Source organism: Massiliimalia massiliensis, from assembly GCF_900155615.1.
Taxonomy (GTDB): domain Bacteria; phylum Bacillota; class Clostridia; order Oscillospirales; family Ruminococcaceae; genus Massiliimalia; species Massiliimalia massiliensis.
On record NZ_FUHT01000004.1, the window covers coordinates 820,722 to 842,681 of the forward strand.

General features: G+C 48.7%; 28 protein-coding genes. 2 read left to right on the forward strand and 26 right to left on the reverse strand.

Features of this window, described 5'->3' with window-relative positions; all coding sequences use genetic code 11:
- Position 1: 1 nt before the first annotated feature.
- Both CZ360_RS12490 and rlmD read right to left on the reverse strand, forming a co-directional pair.
- The gene (locus tag CZ360_RS12490; RefSeq protein WP_077534550.1) at positions 2–1,039 is read right to left on the reverse strand and encodes a glycosyltransferase; all 1,038 of its coding nucleotides are present in this window, start codon (positions 1,037–1,039) and stop codon (positions 2–4) included.
- Between the two features lie 37 nt (positions 1,040–1,076).
- On the reverse strand, positions 1,077–2,441 hold the full coding sequence (gene rlmD / locus CZ360_RS12495; RefSeq protein ID WP_077534551.1) for a 23S rRNA (uracil(1939)-C(5))-methyltransferase RlmD: 1,365 nt from the start codon (positions 2,439–2,441) through the stop codon (positions 1,077–1,079).
- A gap of 174 nt (positions 2,442–2,615) precedes the next feature.
- Between rlmD and aroD the strand changes: the two genes are divergently transcribed.
- On the forward strand, positions 2,616–3,350 hold the full coding sequence (gene aroD / locus CZ360_RS12500; protein WP_229408055.1) for a type I 3-dehydroquinate dehydratase: 735 nt from the start codon (positions 2,616–2,618) through the stop codon (positions 3,348–3,350).
- Between the two features lie 35 nt (positions 3,351–3,385).
- Positions 3,386–5,092: an adenine deaminase gene (gene ade / locus CZ360_RS12505; RefSeq protein ID WP_077534553.1), complete on the forward strand. Its 1,707-nt coding sequence runs from the start codon at positions 3,386–3,388 to the stop codon at positions 5,090–5,092.
- Between the two features lie 84 nt (positions 5,093–5,176).
- On the opposite strand, the gene CZ360_RS12510 is transcribed toward ade, so the two are convergent.
- The 24 genes from CZ360_RS12510 to CZ360_RS12625 form a co-directional block, all read right to left on the reverse strand.
- Positions 5,177–6,829 (reverse strand): sensor histidine kinase, encoded by a 1,653-nt coding sequence (locus CZ360_RS12510; protein WP_077534554.1) that lies wholly within the window; start codon positions 6,827–6,829, stop codon positions 5,177–5,179.
- Entirely contained in the window at positions 6,829–7,503 is a 675-nt protein-coding gene (locus CZ360_RS12515; protein ID WP_077534555.1) for a response regulator transcription factor, read from the reverse strand. Before CZ360_RS12515 ends, CZ360_RS12510 begins: the two co-directional genes overlap by 1 nt.
- 113 nt (positions 7,504–7,616) lie before the next feature.
- A complete protein-coding gene (phoU, locus tag CZ360_RS12520) occupies positions 7,617–8,258 on the reverse strand; it encodes a phosphate signaling complex protein PhoU (RefSeq protein WP_077534556.1) in 642 nt (213 codons plus the stop codon).
- A gap of 277 nt (positions 8,259–8,535) precedes the next feature.
- On the reverse strand, positions 8,536–8,793 hold the full coding sequence (locus tag CZ360_RS12525; RefSeq protein WP_077534557.1) for a hypothetical protein: 258 nt from the start codon (positions 8,791–8,793) through the stop codon (positions 8,536–8,538).
- 100 nt (positions 8,794–8,893) lie between these two features.
- Positions 8,894–9,394 (reverse strand): hypothetical protein, encoded by a 501-nt coding sequence (locus CZ360_RS12530; protein WP_077534558.1) that lies wholly within the window; start codon positions 9,392–9,394, stop codon positions 8,894–8,896.
- A 27-nt stretch (positions 9,395–9,421) separates the two neighbouring features.
- Positions 9,422–10,483, reverse strand: coding sequence for a baseplate J/gp47 family protein (locus tag CZ360_RS12535; RefSeq protein ID WP_077534559.1), 1,062 nt, complete (start codon positions 10,481–10,483; stop codon positions 9,422–9,424).
- A 15-nt stretch (positions 10,484–10,498) separates the two neighbouring features.
- Positions 10,499–10,852, reverse strand: a complete 354-nt coding sequence (locus tag CZ360_RS12540) for a hypothetical protein (protein WP_077534560.1) — start codon at positions 10,850–10,852, stop codon at positions 10,499–10,501.
- A gap of 16 nt (positions 10,853–10,868) precedes the next feature.
- Complete coding sequence (locus tag CZ360_RS12545) at positions 10,869–11,216, reverse strand: hypothetical protein (protein WP_143530251.1); 348 nt, start codon at positions 11,214–11,216, stop codon at positions 10,869–10,871.
- 23 nt (positions 11,217–11,239) lie between these two features.
- Entirely contained in the window at positions 11,240–12,223 is a 984-nt protein-coding gene (locus tag CZ360_RS12550; RefSeq protein WP_077534562.1) for a hypothetical protein, read from the reverse strand.
- Positions 12,214–12,750, reverse strand: coding sequence for a LysM peptidoglycan-binding domain-containing protein (locus tag CZ360_RS12555; RefSeq protein ID WP_077534563.1), 537 nt, complete (start codon positions 12,748–12,750; stop codon positions 12,214–12,216). The genes CZ360_RS12550 and CZ360_RS12555 overlap by 10 nt, the downstream gene beginning before the upstream one ends.
- A 17-nt stretch (positions 12,751–12,767) precedes the next feature.
- Positions 12,768–12,995 (reverse strand): hypothetical protein, encoded by a 228-nt coding sequence (locus CZ360_RS12560; protein ID WP_077534564.1) that lies wholly within the window; start codon positions 12,993–12,995, stop codon positions 12,768–12,770.
- Between the two features lie 3 nt (positions 12,996–12,998).
- Positions 12,999–13,322: a hypothetical protein gene (locus CZ360_RS12565; RefSeq protein ID WP_143530252.1), complete on the reverse strand. Its 324-nt coding sequence runs from the start codon at positions 13,320–13,322 to the stop codon at positions 12,999–13,001.
- A gap of 21 nt (positions 13,323–13,343) precedes the next feature.
- Positions 13,344–13,721: a hypothetical protein gene (locus tag CZ360_RS12570; RefSeq protein ID WP_077534566.1), complete on the reverse strand. Its 378-nt coding sequence runs from the start codon at positions 13,719–13,721 to the stop codon at positions 13,344–13,346.
- 23 nt (positions 13,722–13,744) lie between these two features.
- On the reverse strand, positions 13,745–14,770 hold the full coding sequence (locus tag CZ360_RS12575) for a hypothetical protein (RefSeq protein ID WP_077534567.1): 1,026 nt from the start codon (positions 14,768–14,770) through the stop codon (positions 13,745–13,747).
- Positions 14,767–15,279 carry a hypothetical protein gene (locus CZ360_RS12580; RefSeq protein WP_077534568.1) on the reverse strand — a complete coding sequence of 171 codons (513 nt, stop codon included), beginning with the start codon at positions 15,277–15,279 and terminating at the stop codon, positions 14,767–14,769. The genes CZ360_RS12575 and CZ360_RS12580 overlap by 4 nt, the downstream gene beginning before the upstream one ends.
- Positions 15,276–15,602 carry a hypothetical protein gene (locus CZ360_RS12585; RefSeq protein ID WP_077534569.1) on the reverse strand — a complete coding sequence of 109 codons (327 nt, stop codon included), beginning with the start codon at positions 15,600–15,602 and terminating at the stop codon, positions 15,276–15,278. Before CZ360_RS12585 ends, CZ360_RS12580 begins: the two co-directional genes overlap by 4 nt.
- 11 nt (positions 15,603–15,613) lie before the next feature.
- Positions 15,614–15,973 (reverse strand): hypothetical protein, encoded by a 360-nt coding sequence (locus CZ360_RS12590; protein WP_077534570.1) that lies wholly within the window; start codon positions 15,971–15,973, stop codon positions 15,614–15,616.
- 41 nt (positions 15,974–16,014) lie between these two features.
- On the reverse strand, positions 16,015–17,019 hold the full coding sequence (locus CZ360_RS12595) for a phage major capsid protein (RefSeq protein ID WP_077534571.1): 1,005 nt from the start codon (positions 17,017–17,019) through the stop codon (positions 16,015–16,017).
- 22 nt (positions 17,020–17,041) lie between these two features.
- Entirely contained in the window at positions 17,042–17,377 is a 336-nt protein-coding gene (locus CZ360_RS12600) for a hypothetical protein (RefSeq protein ID WP_143530253.1), read from the reverse strand.
- Between the two features lie 26 nt (positions 17,378–17,403).
- A complete protein-coding gene (locus CZ360_RS12605) occupies positions 17,404–18,384 on the reverse strand; it encodes a hypothetical protein (protein ID WP_077534573.1) in 981 nt (326 codons plus the stop codon).
- Positions 18,381–19,571 (reverse strand): phage portal family protein, encoded by a 1,191-nt coding sequence (locus CZ360_RS12610; protein WP_159438296.1) that lies wholly within the window; start codon positions 19,569–19,571, stop codon positions 18,381–18,383. The genes CZ360_RS12605 and CZ360_RS12610 overlap by 4 nt, the downstream gene beginning before the upstream one ends.
- Before the next feature lie 27 nt (positions 19,572–19,598).
- Complete coding sequence (locus tag CZ360_RS12615; protein ID WP_077534575.1) at positions 19,599–20,849, reverse strand: PBSX family phage terminase large subunit; 1,251 nt, start codon at positions 20,847–20,849, stop codon at positions 19,599–19,601.
- Positions 20,836–21,342, reverse strand: a complete 507-nt coding sequence (locus CZ360_RS12620; RefSeq protein WP_077534576.1) for a terminase small subunit — start codon at positions 21,340–21,342, stop codon at positions 20,836–20,838. The genes CZ360_RS12615 and CZ360_RS12620 overlap by 14 nt, the downstream gene beginning before the upstream one ends.
- Positions 21,343–21,584: 242 nt before the next feature.
- Positions 21,585–21,830 (reverse strand): IreB family regulatory phosphoprotein, encoded by a 246-nt coding sequence (locus CZ360_RS12625; protein ID WP_077534577.1) that lies wholly within the window; start codon positions 21,828–21,830, stop codon positions 21,585–21,587.
- Positions 21,831–21,960: the final 130 nt, after the last annotated feature.

Genomic DNA, 21,960 nt, shown 5'->3' on the forward strand with positions numbered 1-21,960 from the left:
ATTACTGACCCTTTTCTCCCAATAAGATTCGCGACATCTCTTCCTGGCCATACTGCCAGTCGTACTGCTTTACCTTATCTCTAGTATGGCACTCTTCTATTTTAGAGGCTTTGTCAATTGTCCGTATCGTTTCTTCGATATCCTCGCCCGAAACGTAAAACAACCCTTCTCCCTGGGGAATATTTTCCAGCTCGCCAATCCGGGTGGAAACCACCGGCAGATTGCAGGAAAGCGCTTCAAACACCGACAGCGGTACATTGATTGCACCGGTCTCGTCTGCTGTAAAAACATAAACATCGCTTGCCTGGAAATATTCCTCAATATGTGCAAGATATCCTTCGACAATCGTTACATTCTTTCGGTTTAACAGTCTGAAATATAAATCTTCGGCCTCCGGCATCACCTGCTCATGGAAGGTGGATCGGAGCAAAAGGCCGCGGTATCCTTTCGGGAGCTCCGCCATCCAGCCAAGCCTTCGGCCTTCGGTCAGATGTCCGGCATGCATCACAACCTTTTCGTTTAAAGGGAGTCCGAGCTTCTTTTTGAGCCTCAATTTTTCCTCCTGGCTCACCGGAGAAAATATCTTGGTATCTACAGCGGATTGAATTTGAAATTTCCGTCCCGGATATTCCTGAAAGACCTTCCAGATATCGGAAGCTGTAATAAACAAATCCGGCCTGCAGAAACTAATCTGATGGGGCGGTTCCTTTTTATGGTACCAACCGATTAACAGACCCACTTTCTTCCGAAAAATGGCAGACAGGAATTTCGCCATCAGCCAATAATGGGGCTTTTCCACATCCACCGGAACAAACAGAATATAACGGTATTTCAGGCGAATCATCTGCCAAAGCAGTGCCGGAGAAAGGATAGAAGGAAAATGACGGCTTGCCCGGCTGCATTTCATCGCATACGTAACCCAGTCCACCCGCTCGCTTCCGGCAAGCTTACTGACCAATTGATAGGTCAGTTTTTGCTGCCCCTCATTAATCTCATCAGAAATCGTATTGGTAATAATTAAAATTTTCCCGTTTTTCATTATATCCTCTTCTTAGCCCGCACTAAGGGCCAAAGCCTCATTCTTTTACTAATAATGCAACCGTCTCCACATGCTTTGTACGCGGGAACAGGTCAAACGGACGGTATTTGACCACCCTGTAACCCTGTTCCTGCAGCAGCCGGCAGTCCCGCGCTGCTGTCGACGGATTGCAGGAAACCATCACAACCCGCTCAGGAGACAAACGAACAATTGTTTCCAGCACATCAGGATCACATCCCTTCCGTGGAGGATCGACAATCAGAACGTCGGGACGGATCGATTCCTGTTCCAACTGCCGGACAGCCTCTTTACAGTCACCGCAGAGAAAACGAGTGTTGGAAAAGCCGTTGAGCCGGGCGTTGCGGTTAGCATTTTCAACTGCCTCCGGCACGATCTCCGCACCGACAAGCAGCCGCACCCGGCCGGCTGCAGAAAGCCCGATGGTTCCAATTCCGCAGTAAAGGTCAAACAAGGTTTCATCGCCTGTTAGCCGCGCATAGTCAATGGCCTGCAAATACAGCCGCTCTGCCTGCCTGCGGTTAACCTGGTAAAATGCCTTGGGTGATATTTCGACTGAAACATCGCAGAGCCGGTCAATAATGACACCGCTTCCGAAAATCACCCGCTCGTTCCGGCCAAGAATTACATTGGTCTGATCGGGATTATGGTTTACCACAATCGTCTTGACTTGCGGATAACGCTCGGTTATAAACTCGACGAGCAATGCTTCCTTTGGCAGCTCCGGCTGTGCAGCAACAACACAAAGCATGATTTCGCCGCTGTATTCCGCTTGTCTCAGGTAAATGTGCCGGAATACGCCATGTCCCGTTTTTTCCTCGTATACCTTCAGCCTGTTCTTATTGATGAAACGGACTACATCCCTGGCAATGGCATTAAATACAGGCGGCAGAAGCCTGCATTCTGTACACTTGACAATTCGATGGCTGCGATTTGCAAAGAAGCCGGTGACCGCTTTCCGGTCATCATTCAGCCCAATCGGGAACTGCGCCTTATTGCGATATTCCTCTTCCCTTTCTGATCCGACAATCGGTTCCGGTTTTAACGGGATCGCACCGATTCTCAAAAAGGCATCCTCTACCTGCCGCTCCTTGATCCGAAGCTCCGCCGCATAGGAAATATGACGGTAACAGCATCCGCCGCACTGCAAATAAACCGGACAATGATTGGCAATCCGGTCTGGCGAAGGCGTCAGAATCTCCTGCACAATGCCATATCCATAGTGCTTGAGCACCTTGACAATCTTTATTTTCAGCCGGTCTCCCACTGCTGTGTTGGGAACAAATACGGCAAATCCATCAATCTTGGCGACGCCGCTTCCCTCCGAGGTCATGCCGGAAATGGAAACCTCATAACTTTGATTTTTTATAATCTCTTCGGCCATGATTTTACCTTTCTGAATGCAACGATCTTAATAATTTAGTATACTATATTTTCCTATTCTGTGCAATAAAGAATCAGTTTTTTCAAATTTTGTCTTATCAAATGATCTGTTTTGTATTATAATAAGATTAACTTAATAAACTGGGGAACGATGATGGAAAAGAAAATAGTAACAATGAAAAATTTGCGGTTTGGAACCGGAATACCAAAAATTTGTATTCCAATTACCGGCGCTACACTGGAAAAATTGCTGCAGGAGGCCTCTGCATTTACCCCCGCGTGCCTTGATCTCATGGAATGGCGCGCGGACTTCTTCCAGGACATTTTTAATCCCCTCGCTGTCCTGGAAGCCTTAAAACAGCTTCGCACAGCTCTCGGAAAAATACCGATTCTTTTTACCTTCCGGACAAAGCAGGAAGGCGGAGAACGAGAAATTTCTGCACTGGAATATGCCTCTCTGCTGAAAACAGTAATCCGCAGCAGTCTGGCGGACGGTATTGACATCGAATTGTTTATGGGAGATGAGCTCGTTGCCAATCTCGTTTCTGTTGCAAGGGAGCATGGCGTAACCGTTATCATTTCAAACCACGACTTCCAGAAAACGCCGGATCAGCAGGAGCTGTTGTCCCGCTTAAATCATATGTCGGAGCTTGGAGCTGATCTCCCGAAAATCGCAGTCATGCCCAACAGCGCCCGGGATGTTTTAACCCTTCTCGGAGCAACCGAGACCTTTTCGTCTCAGACCGGACGTCCGCTGATCACCATGTCAATGGGTAAGCTGGGCGTCATCAGCCGGTTATGCGGCGAGCGCTTCGGTTCCTGCCTGACATTTGGGACGTCAGGCGCCGCCTCCGCTCCCGGGCAGATACCAGCAGATAAGCTGAAAGAGATTTTAGAGCTTATTCATTAATCTCATCAACCATTCATCGGAAAGGGGCGATCAATATGATGTCACAGGCAATGATGCAGTCCGCGCGGGGAATCATCCCATCTGAGCTGGTACTGAAAAACGCGGTTGTGCTGAATGTCTTTACCAAGGAACTGCTCCAGCAGGATGTCGCAATCTGCAAGGGTACAATTGTCGGTGTTGGAACGTACGAAGGACTTGAGGAAGTGGACTGTACCGGAAAATTCATTGTTCCGGGCTGGATTGACGCTCATCTTCACATAGAATCTTCCATGCTCCTCCCTTCCTGTTTTGTGCAGGAAATTGCGCCCTGGGGAACCACGACTGTCATTGCCGACCCGCATGAAATCGGGAATGTATCCGGCCTTGACGGAATCCGTTTTTTGATTTCCCAATCACAAAACCTGCCCTGCAATATTTATTTTATGCTCCCGTCCTGCGTCCCGGCTACCCCATTTGACATCAACGGCGCAACGCTGAATGCCGACAGCCTTGAAGCGTTAAAGGGAGAGGAGCATGTTCTCGGTCTGGGAGAGGTCATGAACTATCAGGGGATGGTGGAAGGCGATCCCGATCTTTTGGAAAAACTACAGCTTTTCGCTGACAAGCCGATTGACGGACACGCGCCGCTTCTGACGGGAAAGGATTTGCAGGCTTATCTCCTGGCAGGGGTCATGACCGACCATGAATGCTCTGCACAGGAAGAAGCGGCGGAGAAGCTCCGAAACGGGATGTACCTTCTGGCAAGAGAGGGCTCGGCGGCAAAGAACCTGGAGGAAATAATAAACGCTGTCTTTCAAAACCACCTGGACTTTGACCGGATCGCCTTCTGTACCGATGATCGGCATATCGGCAGCATCCGCAGGCAGGGACATATCAGCCGGCATATCAAAAAAGCGATCCGGCTGGGCGTCGACCCGATTACAGCCTATCTATGCGCTTCCCTTCACCCGGCTCAGATTTACGGGCTAAAGCACCTCGGCGCTGTCGCGGCAGGTTACCAGGCTGATCTTGTAGTGCTGGACAGCCTGCTTGAAACGGAAATCTCCGCGGTCTATCACAAAGGCAGGCCGGTAAAACGAGAAGCACAGCCGGCGCCGCAGATTCCCCATACTCTAATGAATACGGTACGCCTATCCAAGTACAGCATGGATTCGCTTATCCTCCCCTGCGGCGAGGGAGAATACCCGGTCATTGAAGTAATCCCACGCCAGATCAACACCCGGCTTCTCTGGGAACCGCTCCCTCACCGGGACGGTATCTTCACACCGAACCAAACCTACTGTAAAGTAGCGGTACTGGAACGGCATCATGCAACCCCTTCTATAGGACTCGGAGTAGTAAAGGGATTTTCTTTACATGGTGCGGCGGCCTCTACCGTCGCGCATGATTCCCATAACCTGATTGTGATTGGAGATAATGACGCGGACATTTTTCTAGCTATCAAAACCTTGGAACAAATGCAGGGCGGTTATGCCGCGGTGCTGGAGGGCCAGGTAATGGCGGCTGTTCCGCTTCCTGTCTGCGGATTGATGTCCGACCAGGACGGAAACCTTGTGGAAAAGCAGACCACGTCTTTTATCCAGGCTGTCCGGAAAATGGGGATGGAGGAACAGCACGACCCTTTCCAGACCCTTTCCTTTCTTTCCCTGCCGGTGATTCCGGAGGCGCGCCTGACCCACCGCGGCATCTTTGACAGCCTGCGCTTTGAATACCTGCCCTTTGCACCAAAAGCTGCAGAATAAATTTGAAAGGCCGAATCTTTCCTCGCAACAGCGATAAAGAGAAAAAACGTCCAGCGGATAATATCTGCTGGACGTTTTTTCTCTTTATTTCTCCCAAGTCAGGGTAATAGCGGTTCCTTGATTAAGAGCGCTCTTTAAGCTTAGCTCCGCGCCGAGAAAAGCGGCGCCATGCTTGACGATCGACAGCCCCAGACCGGTACCGCCAATTTCTTTGGAATGGCTTTTATCTACCCTATAAAACCGTTCGAACACCCGTTCCTGATCAGACAAGGGAATCCCTACTCCGGTATCCGAGACAGTCAGGGAAACCCGGTCTGATTCATCGGATATCTGGATTGTAACTCTTCCGCCCGGGCGGTTATATTTGATTCCATTATCACACAGGTTAAAGATGACTTCTTCCAGAATTGGCCGCACGCCGGAAATGATAGCGTGTTCCCCTTCTACAGCCACCGTAATTCCGGATTCCTGCGCCGGCGGCTGAAGCTGCGCGGCTACCTGGATGGCAATCTGATATAAATCCAGCAGATCCTTCTGGTACGGTACCGAGCCTTCGTCAAGCTGGGAAAGCTTGATAATATCCTCCACCAGCCGGATTAAACGCTGCGATTCGGTAAAGATTTTTCCGGCAAAGGCAGGAATGTCCTCCTGTTTTACCAGTCCGTCCTGGATGATTTCGGCAAAACCGGAAATAGAGGTCAGAGGCGTTTTGAGCTCATGGGATACATTCGCGGTAAATTCCCGCCGCATCCGTTCCAGTTGGGTGCGTTCTGTAATATCCATCAGGATCAGAACCGCACCGGTTACCTCGTCATCCTGCGAAACAGGATTTGCAATGAGCTGATAGGTTCCGCCCTGGATATCCAAAAGCGTTTCCTGATGGACGCCCTCCAGCACCTGCTCCACAGCCTGGCGGAAGGGCGCGCTTCGGTTGAGCGCCAGCACGCTTTCCTTTGCCTCCTCGGTTTTGGCTCCTAAAATCCGCAGGGCGCTGGAATTATAGGAAAGAAGGTCGGTTTTGGAATTAATGACCAAAAAACCCTCCTCCATATTTTCCGTAATCATAGAGAATTCCTGCTGCTTCCTTTTCGCTTCCCTGAGCTGTGATTTGATCATCCGTTTCTGCCGCCGGATTTTCATCAAAAGCGGCGCCAGCTCGTCATATGCGTCATCAGGCGGATTCTCCAGGTCAAGCGCATTAATTGGCTGCACGATTTTTTTTGCGGCACGGTTCGCAAAAACTGCGGACAGCACAATTAGAATAATCAACACAATTGCAAGCGGCTGGAGAATTCCATAAATAAGGGTAAGCACAGAATACTGTGTGCCAGAAACCCTTAGAACCATCCCATTTTCCAGCTGTTCTGCATAATAAAAGGTCTTTTCAGACAGCGTATCCGAATAACGGTAGCTCTCTCCCGTTCCTTTGTTCAGCGCCTCCTGAACCTCCTCCCGGTCGAGGTGGTTTTCCATAGACGTTATGTCTGCCGTATTGTCAAAAAGGACAGTTCCGTCTGCATCAATCAGGGTCACCCTTGTTTCATCGCTGTGAATTTGGTCAAGATAGCCGAAACCCTCCTGTTCTACCGCAGTCCCAATATAATCCGCCGCCTGCTGCAGCTCCTTCTGGAACTGCCCGCTGAAATATTCATACAGGACGCCCATGATAAAAATTAAACATGAAACAAGTACCAGGGCAGCTACTGTAATAATAGAGCGAAAAATACGTTTTGTCACTAGCTGTTTCCTCCTATCTTATATCCGATACCGCGTACTGTTTCAATCATTGCACCGCAGGAGCCAAGCTTCTGCCTGAGCGTCCGGATATGAACGTCAACCGTCCGGCTTTCCCCGTCAAAGCTGTAGCCCCAGATATGGTCGAGCAGCTGCGCCCGGGTAAATACAGAACCCTTGTTCTGCAAAAACAGGCATAACAGTTCAAATTCCTTGAGCGTCAGTGTTACTGGCTGGGCGCAGACCGTTACAATATGCTTGGAAGGGCAGACATACAAATCCCCTTCCCGATACTCTTCATAGCTGGGTTTTTCCTGCGCCCTGCGCAGCAGCGCCCGAATCCTGGAAAGCAGCTCCATCATGCGGAAAGGCTTTGCAATATAGTCGTCTGCCCCGCTGTCCAGTCCCAGTACTGTGTCATATTCGCTGTTTTTGGCGGTGAGCATCATAACAGGCAGTTTTTTGGTAGCCGCCGAAGTACGGAGCTTCTTTAAAATGCTCATCCCGTCCTCTTCCGGCAGCATGATGTCCAGGAGGATCAAATCCGGCTGCTTTTTTGACATGGCTTCCCAAAACTCGGAAGGCCGCGCAAACCCTTCCGCTTCCATCCCCTGGCTGTTCAGCGTATAGGTTACCAGTTCCCGGATGCTGTCATCGTCTTCTACAAAATAAACCATCTCATGCCTCCTATTTTATCCAGTTCTCTGCCAATGACAATTACATTAATGGCCATGTATAAAATCCTGTTTCGTTCAAGTTTATTATAGCATAAAACCGGCCGAAATAAATATTACTTTTTATGAATCCCGGTAATGGAGTATTCTACCCATTCCGCAATATTGACAGCATGGTCGCCGATCCGCTCAAAATATTTTGCCGCCATCAGAAGATCTAACGGCAGGGAGGCTTCCACTTCCCGCTTATAGATCAGTTCCGTGATTTCCTGCTTAACCTGGTTAAAAAGTGCATCCACTTCGTCATCCATCCGGATTACCGCACGGGCCAGATCGAGATTTCCTTTGACGAAAGCTTCTACACTGTCAGTTACCATTTTCACCGCGGCTCTTGCCATATCGCCAAGATGCAGGGTGCTCTGCGTCCAGCCTTTTGCAATAAACGGCGATAATTCAGCAATGTCAGCGGCCTGATCCCCGATCCGCTCCATATCAGAAATCATTTTCATCGCGGAGGAAATGTTCCTTAAATCGCGCGCCACCGGTTGCTGCTGCAGCAACAGCCGCATACAGATGCTTTCAATCTCGCTTTCCTTCTGGTCGATTTCAATTTCCAGTTCCTTTACTTTTTCCTGAAAGGAGCGTTCCTCCGTTAACAAGGATTTTGCAGAAATTGAAATTGCTTCTTCACAAAGGCTCCCCATCTTAATCAGCTCGACATGCATCTTCTCCAGTTGTTCATTAAATTGTGCTCTCATCTTGATCTGATAACCTCCCTGTCTTCTGCCCTTCCGTATGTCTTCAATCCGGTTCTCCCGGTTCCAGGCGGGCTTTACAGGGAACCAGGTAAAATCTGCAACAATAGATAAACACCGTTTTTACATTTTTATTGTAATATGGAAAGGTTAATTGTAAAATCTATCTTTTGTTAAATCCATGTAAAGTCGGCAAAAGGAAAGAAACAGGCCGTGAGATAGCTTCTCACAGCCTGTTTCCTTCATCAATAGCAGGATATAAACATATGTTCCAAAAAAATCAAACGGTTCTTCTAAGCTGGTTTGCCTCATAATCACAGATAGTACGGATTCTCTGATACCGCTCGTTCACTGCTTTTCTTTTCCGTAATACATCAACCGCGCGGATACCCAACACACCTGCCGCCATCATGGCCCCGCCCAACACACATTTTACAATCGTTTCTGCAAAGGTAAAAGCTTCTTTATCATATCCGCCGGCAGCGCCAACCAGAAATATAAAACCAACAAAAGCAATCAGCATCATAAATTTTTTCATTTTTCCCACTCCGTTTCTATTTCTTCCAAAAAGAACATTTGTTCTTTTTCTATATTATATCCCGCTTTCCAGCATTTGTCAAGTATTTTTGACAAAATTTTTATTCTAAAAAGGTGACAACCGCTTTTACATGGCAGGGCAGAATACTTTGAATAAATGCCTGCTTTTCTGAATTCTGTAAAAAGTAATTCTGATCTTCCAGGATCGTGACCTGTACCTCGCGGTTCTCCGGGCTTTCCGTCAGATTTGCCTTGATTCCGCCCAGTTCTAGCTGATCCTTCATTGCCTGGAGGTAAAAATCCGTATTCCGTACAGCAAGCCTGCGCTTCATTAATTTAATCTTGTCTTTCCGTTCCCCTTCCGATTCCGGCACATTTGGATCGGAATGTACCGGAAGCCCGAACAGGATATCAAATTTTTCTGTCATTGTCCCATTGACAATATCAAAAAAACCATTCTTAAGGATTGCCTGAAGCTGTTCCTGCAACTGGGACATTACATCCGCATAGGCCTTCATTTCCGCTTCGACAATTGTGGTATTGTCCAAGCGGTAAAGTCCGGTTGTTTTTAGCTGCGTACACATACGCTGATAAGCATTCATCCTGATGACCTTTCCTTTCCCGCAAAGCTACAGACATTCCACACTGATATTGATCATACCCGGCTCAATGATCTGTCCCGCTGAAATCTCTACCATTGTGGAGGGCTGCTCAAACGAAATCGCCAGGACGTCCCCAATCTGATCGGTAATGTCATGGGCAATAGAATAGGGGTTAAAGGACTCCCCGATTCCTAGTTCATATATTTTTTGCATCAGGTAAGAAACGGCAGCCGACTGTTTTCGGCTGGTGTTCCTTGTCTCGGTAACATAGATCGTTGCTTCTATATTCTGCGTGACCGGGGTTGCCGCCGCGACCTGGACATTGACATTCAGTTCCTTTTCAGCCTGGATATCGTTTTGGAGCTGTGTAACCAAATCACTGTCAACCATTCGGAAATAATCTGAAATATAGAGCTTTAAAACGTTGTTGCCGGCCTGGTATTCCGTATTGGCAAAGGATACCTGGTCATATTTCAGGGCAAAATCCTTGTAAAACTTCGCGTTTGCCCCATTGGATGTGTTGATAAAGGACTCCAGAATCCGTTTCCGAAGGGAAGTGTCGCTCTCCTCCGCCATCCCGCCGGAAAAATTGGAGGAGTTTGTTACGGTGCTGATTCCAGCAACAGTGCTGACCAGCGTATCAATTTTTCCGGCCAGGATATTTCCTCCTGTTCCCAGTTCGGCAGCAATACCCGGAACATCAACCGAGGTTTTCCCCTTCTCCAGAACCCTGTCTTCTTCCGTCATATACATGGTTCCCCCGACGGAAGAGGAGGTGCAGAGCGTCCCAGAAGGAATCGCAATATCCTGGGCCGCAGCGCTGGAGCGGGAAAACCGCAGCGTCCCCTTAGCAGCGGCGGCCGGCTTTTTGTAGATATCCCGGCAGGCACCATGGTGCTCCAGATAGATTCCGGTAGCGGTTTGGGGAAACAGTTGTTTCTCACAGTCTGCAATCTGCTGTGAAATATGGGCAAGCTCCCCCGCCACCACCTTCATTCGGATACCCAAATCGGTATCGTCCAATACCGGGTATCCTGTTTGCTCCTCAAACGAGGCTTTTATATTTTGATAGATTGTTTCAAACTCCAAGTATGATCCTCCTTTTTACCAAAGCTGCTGGTTTAATTCAAGCATTGCTTCCCTGCCCCTGATATTCAGATAAACGGTTAGATAAAGGGTCTGCGTATTCCGGTCAACGGATTTTTCCACGCCGGAAACAGTCACCTCGCTGAGATCAGATAGCGCGTCTCTCACTGCCGCCAGCAGCACAAATTCATCCGTCTGGTTTAGGTCAAGCCGGGTAATCGTACTGCCCAGCTCCATGTCATATGGAAAACTGCCCTTTGCAACCGTCAAGCGGATCATTGCCCGCTGGATCAGCTCCTGTAACCAGGAAACCATCTCCGGGCTGCCGTCTGCGCTGATTACCATATCGCCGTTCGCGATCAAATTATCCATCTGCATTTTCCTCCTGCTATGTTGTCGTCCCGTCCGGTTTTATAACCAATCCGTTGAGTTCCGCACAGCCGTCCCGCCGCAGCTTCAGATAGGCGCCGCTCTTTGACTTTAAGAGGATTTCTCCAGCCGAAACCGTTTGATCCTCTGACAGAACACCCAGCAGAACATATTTTCCGTCCTGCGTAGGAAGGACAAGCACCTCGTCCTGCTCGCACGGAACCGCATAAATACCGTATGGATGAACCGATTCCAGTTTCTGGGCGTCCACCTCAGCGGCGATTCCAAGGCCACCTGGCTCCGACCGCATAACAGACCCTCGGCCCGCGTATTCTTCTGTCCTTTTCTCCCAAAATCGATGAATCATCTCTGCCATCTTTCCTTTCCCATTTACTGATTGATTAATCCGTACTGATCCCAAAGGGTGACCTTAGTCATGTTTCCGGAGGCGTCGCTGCTTATTCGTACCCTGGTCACATAAAGATGATTGTAGCTTCCCCTCGGGTCATCAAACCGCGCGGTGTCCCCGGCATGGATATCGTAAAACCCCGGGACAGTCAACTCAATCTCAAAGCTGCCCGCCTGCTTGTCTTCATAATACTGTCTTGCGGCCAGCGAGGACTCGCCCTTCCATTCGTTTTCCGGGTTATAGTAACGCTCCCGGAGAATTCCCAGCTTCGCCGCCGGAGGATTTGAAAGGACATACTGATATGCCGCCCCATATTCCTCCTTTCCCGTCTTAACCCATACCTTAGTGAGCAGCAGATACCGGTCGTCGGTTAGGACTGCCTCAGTAAAAGGAATCCCCTCCGCACGGCGATTGGAAAAACAATGCTCGGTTTCCTGGAACGGCTCGCAGGTTATCGTTCCATTGCGGTCAATATAGGGAGATTTATGATAGGCCAGCCTGCAAAACAATGTGATAAACTCCCAATGAGAGGCTCCCTTCTTTGCCAAAATCTGCGGCAGAACCGCAGATTTCGGCAAAGAGGCGCCCGACGCGCCATAGGGCAGCGCATGCGTCTTGATAAGCTGGTCGGAAGTCAGGTTAAAATACCAATACGGCTTCACTTCATTGTCCAGCATCCGGCAGGTATCTCGCCGGCAGACGAAGCTGTGGCAGCTCCCGTTCTGGCCGATGGTCTGCCTCTGCACATCGACAATCCCCTCAAAGACCTTTTTCCCGTCCAGCGCCAGCTCAGCCCGGACAATTAATCTGTCTGAGACGGCGTCAAGCGCGGTAAAGGACAGGGAATCCGCCGGAGAATACCGGTCGCTTTCAAATGCAAGGCTGACAATTTTCTGGAAGACTATTCTTCCGCCATTCTGGTCAATGCCAATGACAACAGCATTCCGGGCTAAGGCTACAGCCATACCATAGTTCCCTCCTCCAGCTCTTCCGAGGACTGTAAAGAAGGATTGCTTGACAGCAATTGTTCAACCGTTATTCCGCATTTCACCGCAATCAAGGAAAGGGTATCGCCGCGGCGGCTGAGATAATATCGGTCAGTGGAAGTTAACGATACTTGATTTTTTTCGCAATCCTCTAAAAAAGCAAATTCATAGGTTAAAACATTCGGCCCGGCCTGCCCTGTCATCCGCAGGGACTCAAAATAACAGTAAAAAGGGGTGAGACTGGGCAGCGACAGCAGCCCGCTTCCCTCCTCCAGAAACAATTGGTATAATCTCGCGTATTCCTCCATTGGGTTTTCTCCAACCAGTTCTCCTTCCCCGGTAACAGAAATTGGCTCCAATCCAATTGGCTGGATAATCGCCCGGGGAGATACCCCGTCCTTTACCATAGGAGGCTGAAAGGTTTTTAAAATCCTGCCGCGGAAAATTTCAAAACGGTTGGGATTAATGGAAAAAACATAATCTTTATATTGAAACTGTGTTGACATAATTCCTCCTGATTTGTTCAGTCCAGCTGCTGTATACTTCTTCTGCGGCGGTATTCTGTTTGTTGATCCAGCTCCTCCAGGCTTAACCCCTGCTGCATCTCTACTGTCCGGCGGGATATTTTTTTCGTCTGGCCGGACGGTACATCGATCCGCGCAACCTCATCTAAATCACTTTGCGGTTCAGGCGCTTCCGGTACAGAATAACGGCTTAAAAGCTTTTTGACCTCTTGCTCAAAGATTTTCATCTCTTAATCCCTGCCTTCCTCCAATACCATATCCCCGGTCAGGTACCGCTCATAGGTATCAAAAATCCGGGTCAATTCTTCTAGGGTCAGTTTTTGCAGTACCTCGCGCGCCGAATGAAAAGCAGCCCTTTCTCCGTCATAAATACTCAGATATCCCAAAACCGCGTTTTCACACATAGCCGTTACCAATTCACGGCTCATATCCTCCTGCCAAAGCTCGCCGGTCAGCCTCTCGCACAGGGACAGGCTTTCCAGCACCTCCTCACAGGACAGCGCCTTCATTCTGTATTCTTTCTCTCCCAGCCGGATCGCTGTTTCTCTCATCATTCCCATTTTCCGCCTTTCCGCCTACAGCACCATTCTTTTTTTGGCAACCGCCTGCATCGTCTCAATGCAGGGCGTATTGAGACTGAGTGCCTCGCCAATGCTGCTCCATTCACAGCCTGAATAAACAATCCGGCAATCCGGCTTGACAATCACAACTGTAAAATTCTGGAGTCCGTAAAAGTCAATGCTTCCCAGTCCGTTTACCGGAACGATTTTTTTCAGCTCCAGAGTATGGGTCAGCTTCCCGCCCACTGTCGCAACCGGAGCTTCGCTGCCGAATGCCTCAACGCTTTTCGTCTCCCGGAGCGTTCTGACAGTGCAGCCCTGTACGACCGCCAGCCTTTTTCCATCTACTTCAATTGAAATATCCTTGCCGGTCGGTATTGTAATCGATGCCATAACGTTTTCTTTCTCCCTCTTTTTTAAATACTGATATGCGCGGTCAGATAAATACTGCTGATTCCCTGGCGAACAGTAAACGCTGTCTCCACGATACAAACGGAGGAGTCCTCTGCGTCTAAAGAAATTCTGGGCATCTGGTATTCACTGATCAGGCCTTCATCTACAAAGTCGTCCAATCGGCAAACCACCAGAGACAGAATGGTATTCAATCCAGCCTGATTATTCTGCAGCAGGTTTAGTTTTTCCCTGAGCAATTCCCTGAGAGCCGGGATGACAGTGTCAATCGTCAAAATAATTCCCAGGTTGCGGTAGGCTGTATCAGAACCACCAGCATCATCCTTTGTTTTTGTGGTCATTCCCCGAATTAGGGTGATCACACCGGCACGCTCTTCAAAAACACAGATCCCATTTGTGAGATAGCTTTCTATCTTTTCCTCGGGATACTGTTCTGATAGCAAAAGCGCCTTCTCTACTGTTTCTCCGTTCAGATTCCCGGAAATCTCATCACATCCGGAAATCAGTACCGCTAGTAATATGCCGGATAAATCGGCTGTCTGGCCGGGTGCTGTCACCTCCGGAACTGCTAAGCAAACCCGCTCATGATTGAGCGTATTGGCAAGCACATCCGGGGCAGTACCCTCTATCCCGGTCACAATTCCCAGTTTTTCCTCTTTTACCGAAAGCTTTGCGCGCAGATACTGGTAGGTTGAAAGGCTTTTTCGGTCAAGGGTAATCAGATAGGCGTCTGTTTCGCAGAGCGCGTCGATCGCCGCCTGATAGGCGGATTCCGTATCTTCTGTAACCCCTGCCGCGTAGACCACAGGGGAGCTCTCCGCAAAAAGCACAGTCAGCATCTGCATCAGGACATTTTCTTCACTGCTTTCCCCGAAAATCCGTTTCGCCTGGCTAAGCGTAGTCACTACCTGTACGCCTTCACATTCCGCCGTTGTCCTTGCAGCGATTCCGACCGCTCTCCCGGATCTTCCGGAAGAGACAGGGGTAATGGTATAATCGGTATAAATACCGGGACGCATTGTTTTCGTCATGTTTCTGTCCTCCCCTCCGCCAATGGACGGACAACAATTTCCTTCACCGGCAAATATTCTTCTTCTTTTACAATCATCACCTGCGTTACTGCCTGAGCCTGAAGGGTAAAACACTGCATTGCAGGATCAAATCCGGTTTCCCCGCAGGAAATCTCCTGAAACCCGTATTCCGGTTCGGCAAGAAGCGCGGAACAGAGTGAAAGAAACAGGCTTCCGCTTTCCTGTGACCGGGATAGCGGAAATCCGAACAAAAACCCGATGGTCACCGCAGCAAGCTTTCCGTAAACTTCTGTCCCGCCTCCTGCCCCCGCATCCAAGCCAAGGAAGTCGTCATACCCTGCCTGTTCCGCCGATACCTTTTTCAGACTGACCGAAAGGAAGGGGGTTTTGGCTGTTCCATAAAACTGTTCCTTTCCAAAGCCTTCCATAACCTTATAGTCCGGAAATAGGACAGCGAGCTTCTCCGCCAGGCTGCGGACAATTTCTGTTAATTTTTTCGCGGTAATCACGGATTTTCCTCCTCACACAGATATGCCCGAAGGTAAAGCGGCTTATTGGCATAATAGTACCAATCGGTTGTGATGACATGAAAGGTTTTCCCGTTTAAGCAGAGCGAGGCATTTTTTTGTACTACGCCGCTTTCGTTCAGGGTCAGCAGCACATATTCACACTTCATTTGGTAGCCGGCGCGCGGGTAGTTTTTTTCTTCCCGTTCGGAATCCCAGCTTTTGAAAGGGGAAAGAACGCCGTAGGTTTCATTTTTGCCGTTAGGATCCGTTATTTTGGAGCCGTACCGATGGAAAAACTCCCGGATCAACTGAACATCTACCATCTTATCCCTCCTTACATCATGCCAAATAAAAAGATATCGTCATTGAGCAGGTCTTTTGCCATAATCATAAGCTCATCCCGCAGCCGTTTCGCCGCCTGAATCTGTTTAGAATTATCTACCGATACTGTCAAATCAAGCGCGTTAATACTGCCGGAAACCATGTTGGTCATGATCATATAGCGGTAGTAGGCGTTGGCCGCGGCAAGCTCTGTGAGCAGCGCCTGATGTTCCTCAAAGACAATGCCCGGCTTCAGTTTTTTTTCGACCTCGGCAATGCACAGGCGCACCACCTCCGTATATTGAGAGGATTCCTCATCAGGGAGCTTTGACATGAGCCGGAAACGATCCAAAACCTGATAAAAGTCAAACAAATGATTTCCTCCTTTCGGACGGGACTCCCCCGCCCGCCATCTTATGCAAGGCTCATTGCTCTGACTGCATCCGGGAAGATCTTTGCAAAGCCGTATGTCGAAGTAATCGCTGCCCGCTCTAGCTGACGGTCAATCAGCTTATCATATTCGATATTGACGTCTCCGACTGTCACCATCTCCAACGCGCTTCTCTGATCCAGTGCGATCAGCTTGCCGCTCGGCACTGCGCTGCTCTTATAGAGGCTTGCCCCCATCGGAGTGCTGAGCTTCCCGGTTCCCTGAAAATTCAGGCCTGTCGCCGGGTCTTTGAACTCGCTCAGAGTCAGCAGCTTCATCATGGCGTTGGTATCAACCAGCAGGGTATTCATTTCGTGCTCATCAAATTCGCTCCACAGCTTCAAAAGATCTGCATAGGCAAGGCTTTCCCCGGACAGCGCTACCGTCTTTGCAGCATTGTCGTTGCCGTCTCCGTTCAGGAGCACATTCACCGCGTCCTCTAGCTGGGAATGTGCGATCCTGTTACCAATCTGCTTTAAGGTTACTGTAAAGAGATCCAGTCTCTGGAAACGAATCGCCTCGTAGGAGGCCACGAGCAGCCGACCGCGTTTATGGAGTTTCACAAGGTTCTCCTGTGTTTTGACTGTGGTTGCCGGAATAGAGCTTCCTTCCGCAACCGGTTTGAGTTCTTCATCATCCCTCGCCGAGGTAATCGAGCGGTAATCCATTGCTTCAATATAGGTCTTTGCCGCTAAAATCTGGTCAAGAATATTGCCGTCCTTCAGTCCGGATACCACCGCACGTTTTACATACTCCGGAAAGAGAGCGGCGGAGGTGGAGGTGCTGAAAAATTTTTCGACCGCGTCGGATTTTCCGCCCGCAACCTTAATGTCATACCGTTTTAACTGGCGCTCAAAAGCATCCAGCCCCTCTAATTTTGTTCCCTTGTAGTTGTCGCTCGGATCAAGTTCTTCCAGAACATTGGAAAAGGACTTCCCGCTGACCGCGTACATCCCTTTTTCCAGCCGGATATTGTCATAATAAGCCATCTTTAAGTTCCTCCTGTTTCCCTTATAAAATTACCATTGCGGTCTTGGCGCCGGTATCTACAGAAACTACCAAATGGTAGGCTCCTTCCGTTGCCAGAGCAATAGAATTGCCGGATGCCGCTTTGAGCTGATGGTACCCGACAGTTAATGTAGAGTCACTGCATGCTAAGGTTGTGCCGCCCTTGAGCTGAACCCCCACATAGGAACCGTTTTTGCTCACGCAAACGCCAATCACCTCGTCGTTTGCCGCAGCCGTTTCCACGGTGCTGTTTTCAGCCATCGCCACAAGATCCCCTACGTTTACGGTACCGCTTGTCTGAAAAGTCGCGGTCACTTCGCCAATCTGATTGTAATTCATACTGTTTCCTTTCCGGCATACTGCCATTAGATTTTAAATTCCTTCTGCTGAAATAGCTTTTCCTGTTCTTTTCCTTCGGAAAGCTGCGGAAGTCTTCCCTGCGCTCCGTAAATCCCTTCGAACTGCGAGAGCTCTTCATCGGTCATTTTCTGTACTACAGAGCCTGCCATTTCCACGCTAAGCTCTGGATACTGAAGCAAAAAGAAGCTTTTCACCTGTTTCTCTTTCCAGTTTCGGAAGGCTTTTCCCTGTTCTGCCTGACGCTTCAGTGTTTCAAGATACCGTCCCAGATGCACTGCTTCCTCTTTTGTCAGCATGATGCTCCTTTGGGCAATCTCAAACAGCTTTGCCAGCTCTTCCGGCTGGCGGAAACATTCTTCCTTCCTGCCTTTCTCCTTCTGATCCGCATCCTTCCGCTCTGAATAACGTTTAGTCACCCCCGCGTTTTTCTGCGCCGGTACCGCGACAAAAGACCATTCGTACGCGTCTGTCGGATCATCCAGCACAGAATAGCAGAGCTTATTATTGTATTTTGCTCCATGGGTATGCTCACAGCGCTTTTCCCTCAGATTTGTTCCGCAAACGGAACAGCTTACAGAAGCCACACTGCAACCGACGCTAACCTCTTTTTTTATTCCGGCGTCGATATCCAGGATCAGGTCTGCGTTTTTCTGGCTCCGTACCATATATGCCTTTGCAAAGAGATAGGTATAAACTTCTCCCGCTTGGGTCAGCTTTCCCTCCTCGGTCAGCACCTGGGTATCATAGATACGCGCCGTCTGGTTTTCCCCCTTGGGATCATGGTTAAAAATACCAGTCTTTCCAATAAACAGCTCAGCCAGCTTATGCAGCGCCTCAGTTGTAAAGCTCTCATAATCCCGGTCAACTTCGTTGTCGCAGAGAATTACATGAAAGCAGTAGACCTCGTCCGCCGTCAGCGCCCGCCGGGTGAATCGGTTGATTTTCTGTAGGTCTTCCTCTGTCTGCCGCGCTGATTTGATGATCATTCCCTGTCTGATAATTCATTTCCTCCTTCTTTCAGGTTCGCTTCAATTTGTTTTGCCTGGGCGCGGTATAATGCCGCGTGCGCTTGTTCCACCTCGTCCTTGAGATTGATGGTATCCCATGTAACGGAAGCCTCCTCTTCAAAGCCGTTGAATCGAAGCAGGGTATTGCAGATTTTAAGAATCACCGGAGTCAGCAGTCTCCTGTAATACTCCAGTTCCGTTGTCAGGATGTCTGTCTGCTGCTGGCTCATCCGTTCGGTTGTCGACCAGGAAAGCCCCAGTAAAAACGGCGGAATTCCCAGCTTTGCAATAATTTGTTCTAGCATATGCCGCACAGGAATATTGGTGTCAATCACCTGGTTATCAGCGCCGATTACCTTAATGTTGATATCTCCTACCGTAATAAAATCGCGTACCTGTCCATCCGCGCTCTGCCGCATCCCCTCGGTCCATTCCCGCGCAATCATCTGCGCGCGCTCCTTCGCATAGGCTTTATCCACCATATCGCCGGCCGGTTTGTAGGTAACAGCATACCGGATATTTCCAACCCGTTCAAAATTCTGTCCGATAGAATGGTAAATTTTAAACAGGATTGAGGTTACAAATGGCAAGCCCTTTAAAATTGATTCTCCAGTCAGCCTTCCCGCCTTTGGGTTGAGCGCTGTAAACAGCACCAGTTCCTTACGGCCTATCTTTCGGAATTTTCCTGCTGAATCGTTGATATAGAAATCCAGTTCCAACGGCCTGTCGCTTTCCTTGACCTGAATATTTGTGATTGGGGCGTTATAAAGTCCACTGATTCCCGTTCCGTTCTGATTCAGCACCATTTCCCCTACTGCATTTCCATAGGTCAGCAGGCTGTCCAGATATCCTGCAACAAAGCTCTCCAGCCCCAGGCTCCTGCCCCCGACGTTCACATACTGCGCAAAATAATCTAAAAGCTTCTGAGCGTTCTGGTTTTTACAGGAAAGATGAAATCCCCCTACCAGCCGAACTGTCTTATAGATTGCTGAATCAATGATCGGCACGCCCTCACGGATCGCTTCAAACAGACGCAGCTCCGGCGCGGATAGCGGGGTATAGGAATCCAACATCGAAAATGGATTTCTTGCATTGCGCGCAGCCGAAGAAAAGGATACGCTTTCTTCTCCGGAAGAATTTTGACTCCGCTTTTTCCAAAGCTTCACAGGCATCACACTCCTTTCTGCTCATTTTTATCGTCCAATACTGGCAAGGAAGAAAAACGCTTCTTCTTTTGGATTCAAAACGGTATTGACAAAGTACCGGATATCGTCCATCGCATGGTCATACTCTTTTTTCGGATTATCCAATCGGATCCCATCCTCCCAGACATACATGGAAAATTCCCGGATACTGTCCCGGCAGGATTCATGAATCCGAATAGTATGGGAACGCAATGCATCCGATACACGCCGGATACCGCTCAACACCTCGTTTTTAGCCTTTTTCACCTGAAAACGTCCATGCCGCCGGATGCATTCCATAAAGCTTGCTGCCGAAGGGTCAACGATGACCGCCTTGATCTCCCTCGTTCCGGCCAGACGGCAGAGCGCTTCGTAATGCTCCTCATCAGTTTTCAACCTCTGCTCTTTTCGGGAATCATAATAATATTCCTGTACTCGGTCCCAAATACCGTTGTGGTTTCCCCAGAGTCCCATAGAGGTTGGATTTACCGTCCCATAGTCGCAGGAAATATAATATTCCGAGTATCTCTCTTCCTGACAGAACACATGCTTTTCCTCAGAAAACATCGGGTAAACCAGCCCGGATGTGCTCACCCATTTTCCCTCGATAAATCTCTGGTAAAAGATACCGGAATAGAGCGTTTGATACCGCTTTCTGATTTGGGCGGAAAGGGATGGGTTATCCTCCATGGTAAAGTGAAGGTAAAGGACATTTTTCTGCCTTCGTTTCAAAATCCACTCCTGATAGAACCAATGGTATGGATGCTCCGGATTACAGTTAAACCAGAACCGGGAGCCGTTCACGGAACACCGTGCAAGTGCCTGCTCTACAAAGCTTCTTGGCATGAGGGCAACCTCGTCCAGCAGAACGCCGGAAAGGGTAATTCCCTGGATCAGCGCGGCCGACCCTTCGTCTTTGCCGCCGAAAAAATAAAAGCGGTTTTTTCGTTTGCCGTTTCCAATGTCAATATAGTTTTTGGATAGCTTCTCTTCACAGTAAAATCCGTATCCCTGCAATAACGGGATTAACGGCGTAATCACATTTCTTCTCAAGGAGGTTACTGTCTTGCCGCAGATAGCAAAGCTTGCATCCATAAACTGAGATGTCGCCCATAATACAAAGGAAAGGGACATGCACAGGGTTTTTCCGCTTCTTACAGCGCCGTCACAGATCACCGCGTCAAAGCCCTGATCCGGACTTTCCCGGCACCACCATGTCATCAGCCTAAGCTGCTTGGGAGAGAAATTATGAATTTCCATTCTCGTCCGCCTGATCCTGTATGATCCTGGCACTCTGCTCCAATGCGTGATAAAGGCCCGCAATTCCATCCTGTCCGGACGCTTCCTCAGAAATCTCCAGCAGCTTTTCCAGCGCCTTAAAGCGGTCGAAAAATTTGATTTCCAGCGCCCCGTCCTTCGGCCTTTTTATTTCGCTGATTGCGAAAAAATCAAGTTTCTCTAATTCAGGAAGCTCATCTTGAAAAATCAGCTTCATGCTGTCGCTGACCGAACCGAACGCGAGCCTTTTTAACCCTGAAATAATGTCATTTTGCAGACGGCCTTTCTCATATTCCTGATCCAGCCCTTTCAAAACCCTGTGGATATCCTTCCTCTGTAATAATTTCATTGCAGTGTTTTCCGCCATAATCGGCAAATATCCCGCCCGCGCAGCCGCTTCCCGGCCATTGCGAAGCTGATGAAAGTAATAACAAAAGAGCATCTCTTTTGCGGTAGGTTTCCGGCGTTCCTTCACGTTTCATTTCCTCCTTACCTTTGCTCGGACAGAAGCAATTTAAAATGTGCTTCCATCCTTACCCTGAACAAGCAAAAAAGTTGCACGCAAACGTGCAACTTTTTTAAATAATTTTTTCTACTTTGGATAGATAAACAAATTTGAATTAACAAATTGTTGATATAGCACAAAATCAGCTCGACAGATAACAAAACCCCGCCTGGCGTTTTTAAGGCCAAGCGGGGTTTTTAGCGGATATTATATCAATCGTCCAGATATGCCTTGACCATAGCCTGCAGCAGCTCATCGCGGTCAACATGACGGATCAAACTTCTCGCATTGTTGTGCGTTGTGATATAAGTAGGGTCTTCCGATAAAATATAACCGACGATCTGATTCACCGGATTATATCCCTTTTGACTCAACGCATCATATACGGTGGTTAGAATCCGTTTCATTTCATTTTCTTTCTCATCCTTCACCGAAAAAGTCATGGTTTTATCCATCATATATTTTCCCTCCTAATGATTTCTATCTCATCGCACAATATGCTTATTTTTACACATTATGTTCAATTATTTTTATTATACCTCATTTTGTCAAAAAAACAAGAGGTTTCTAGCTTTGTTCATGAAATTC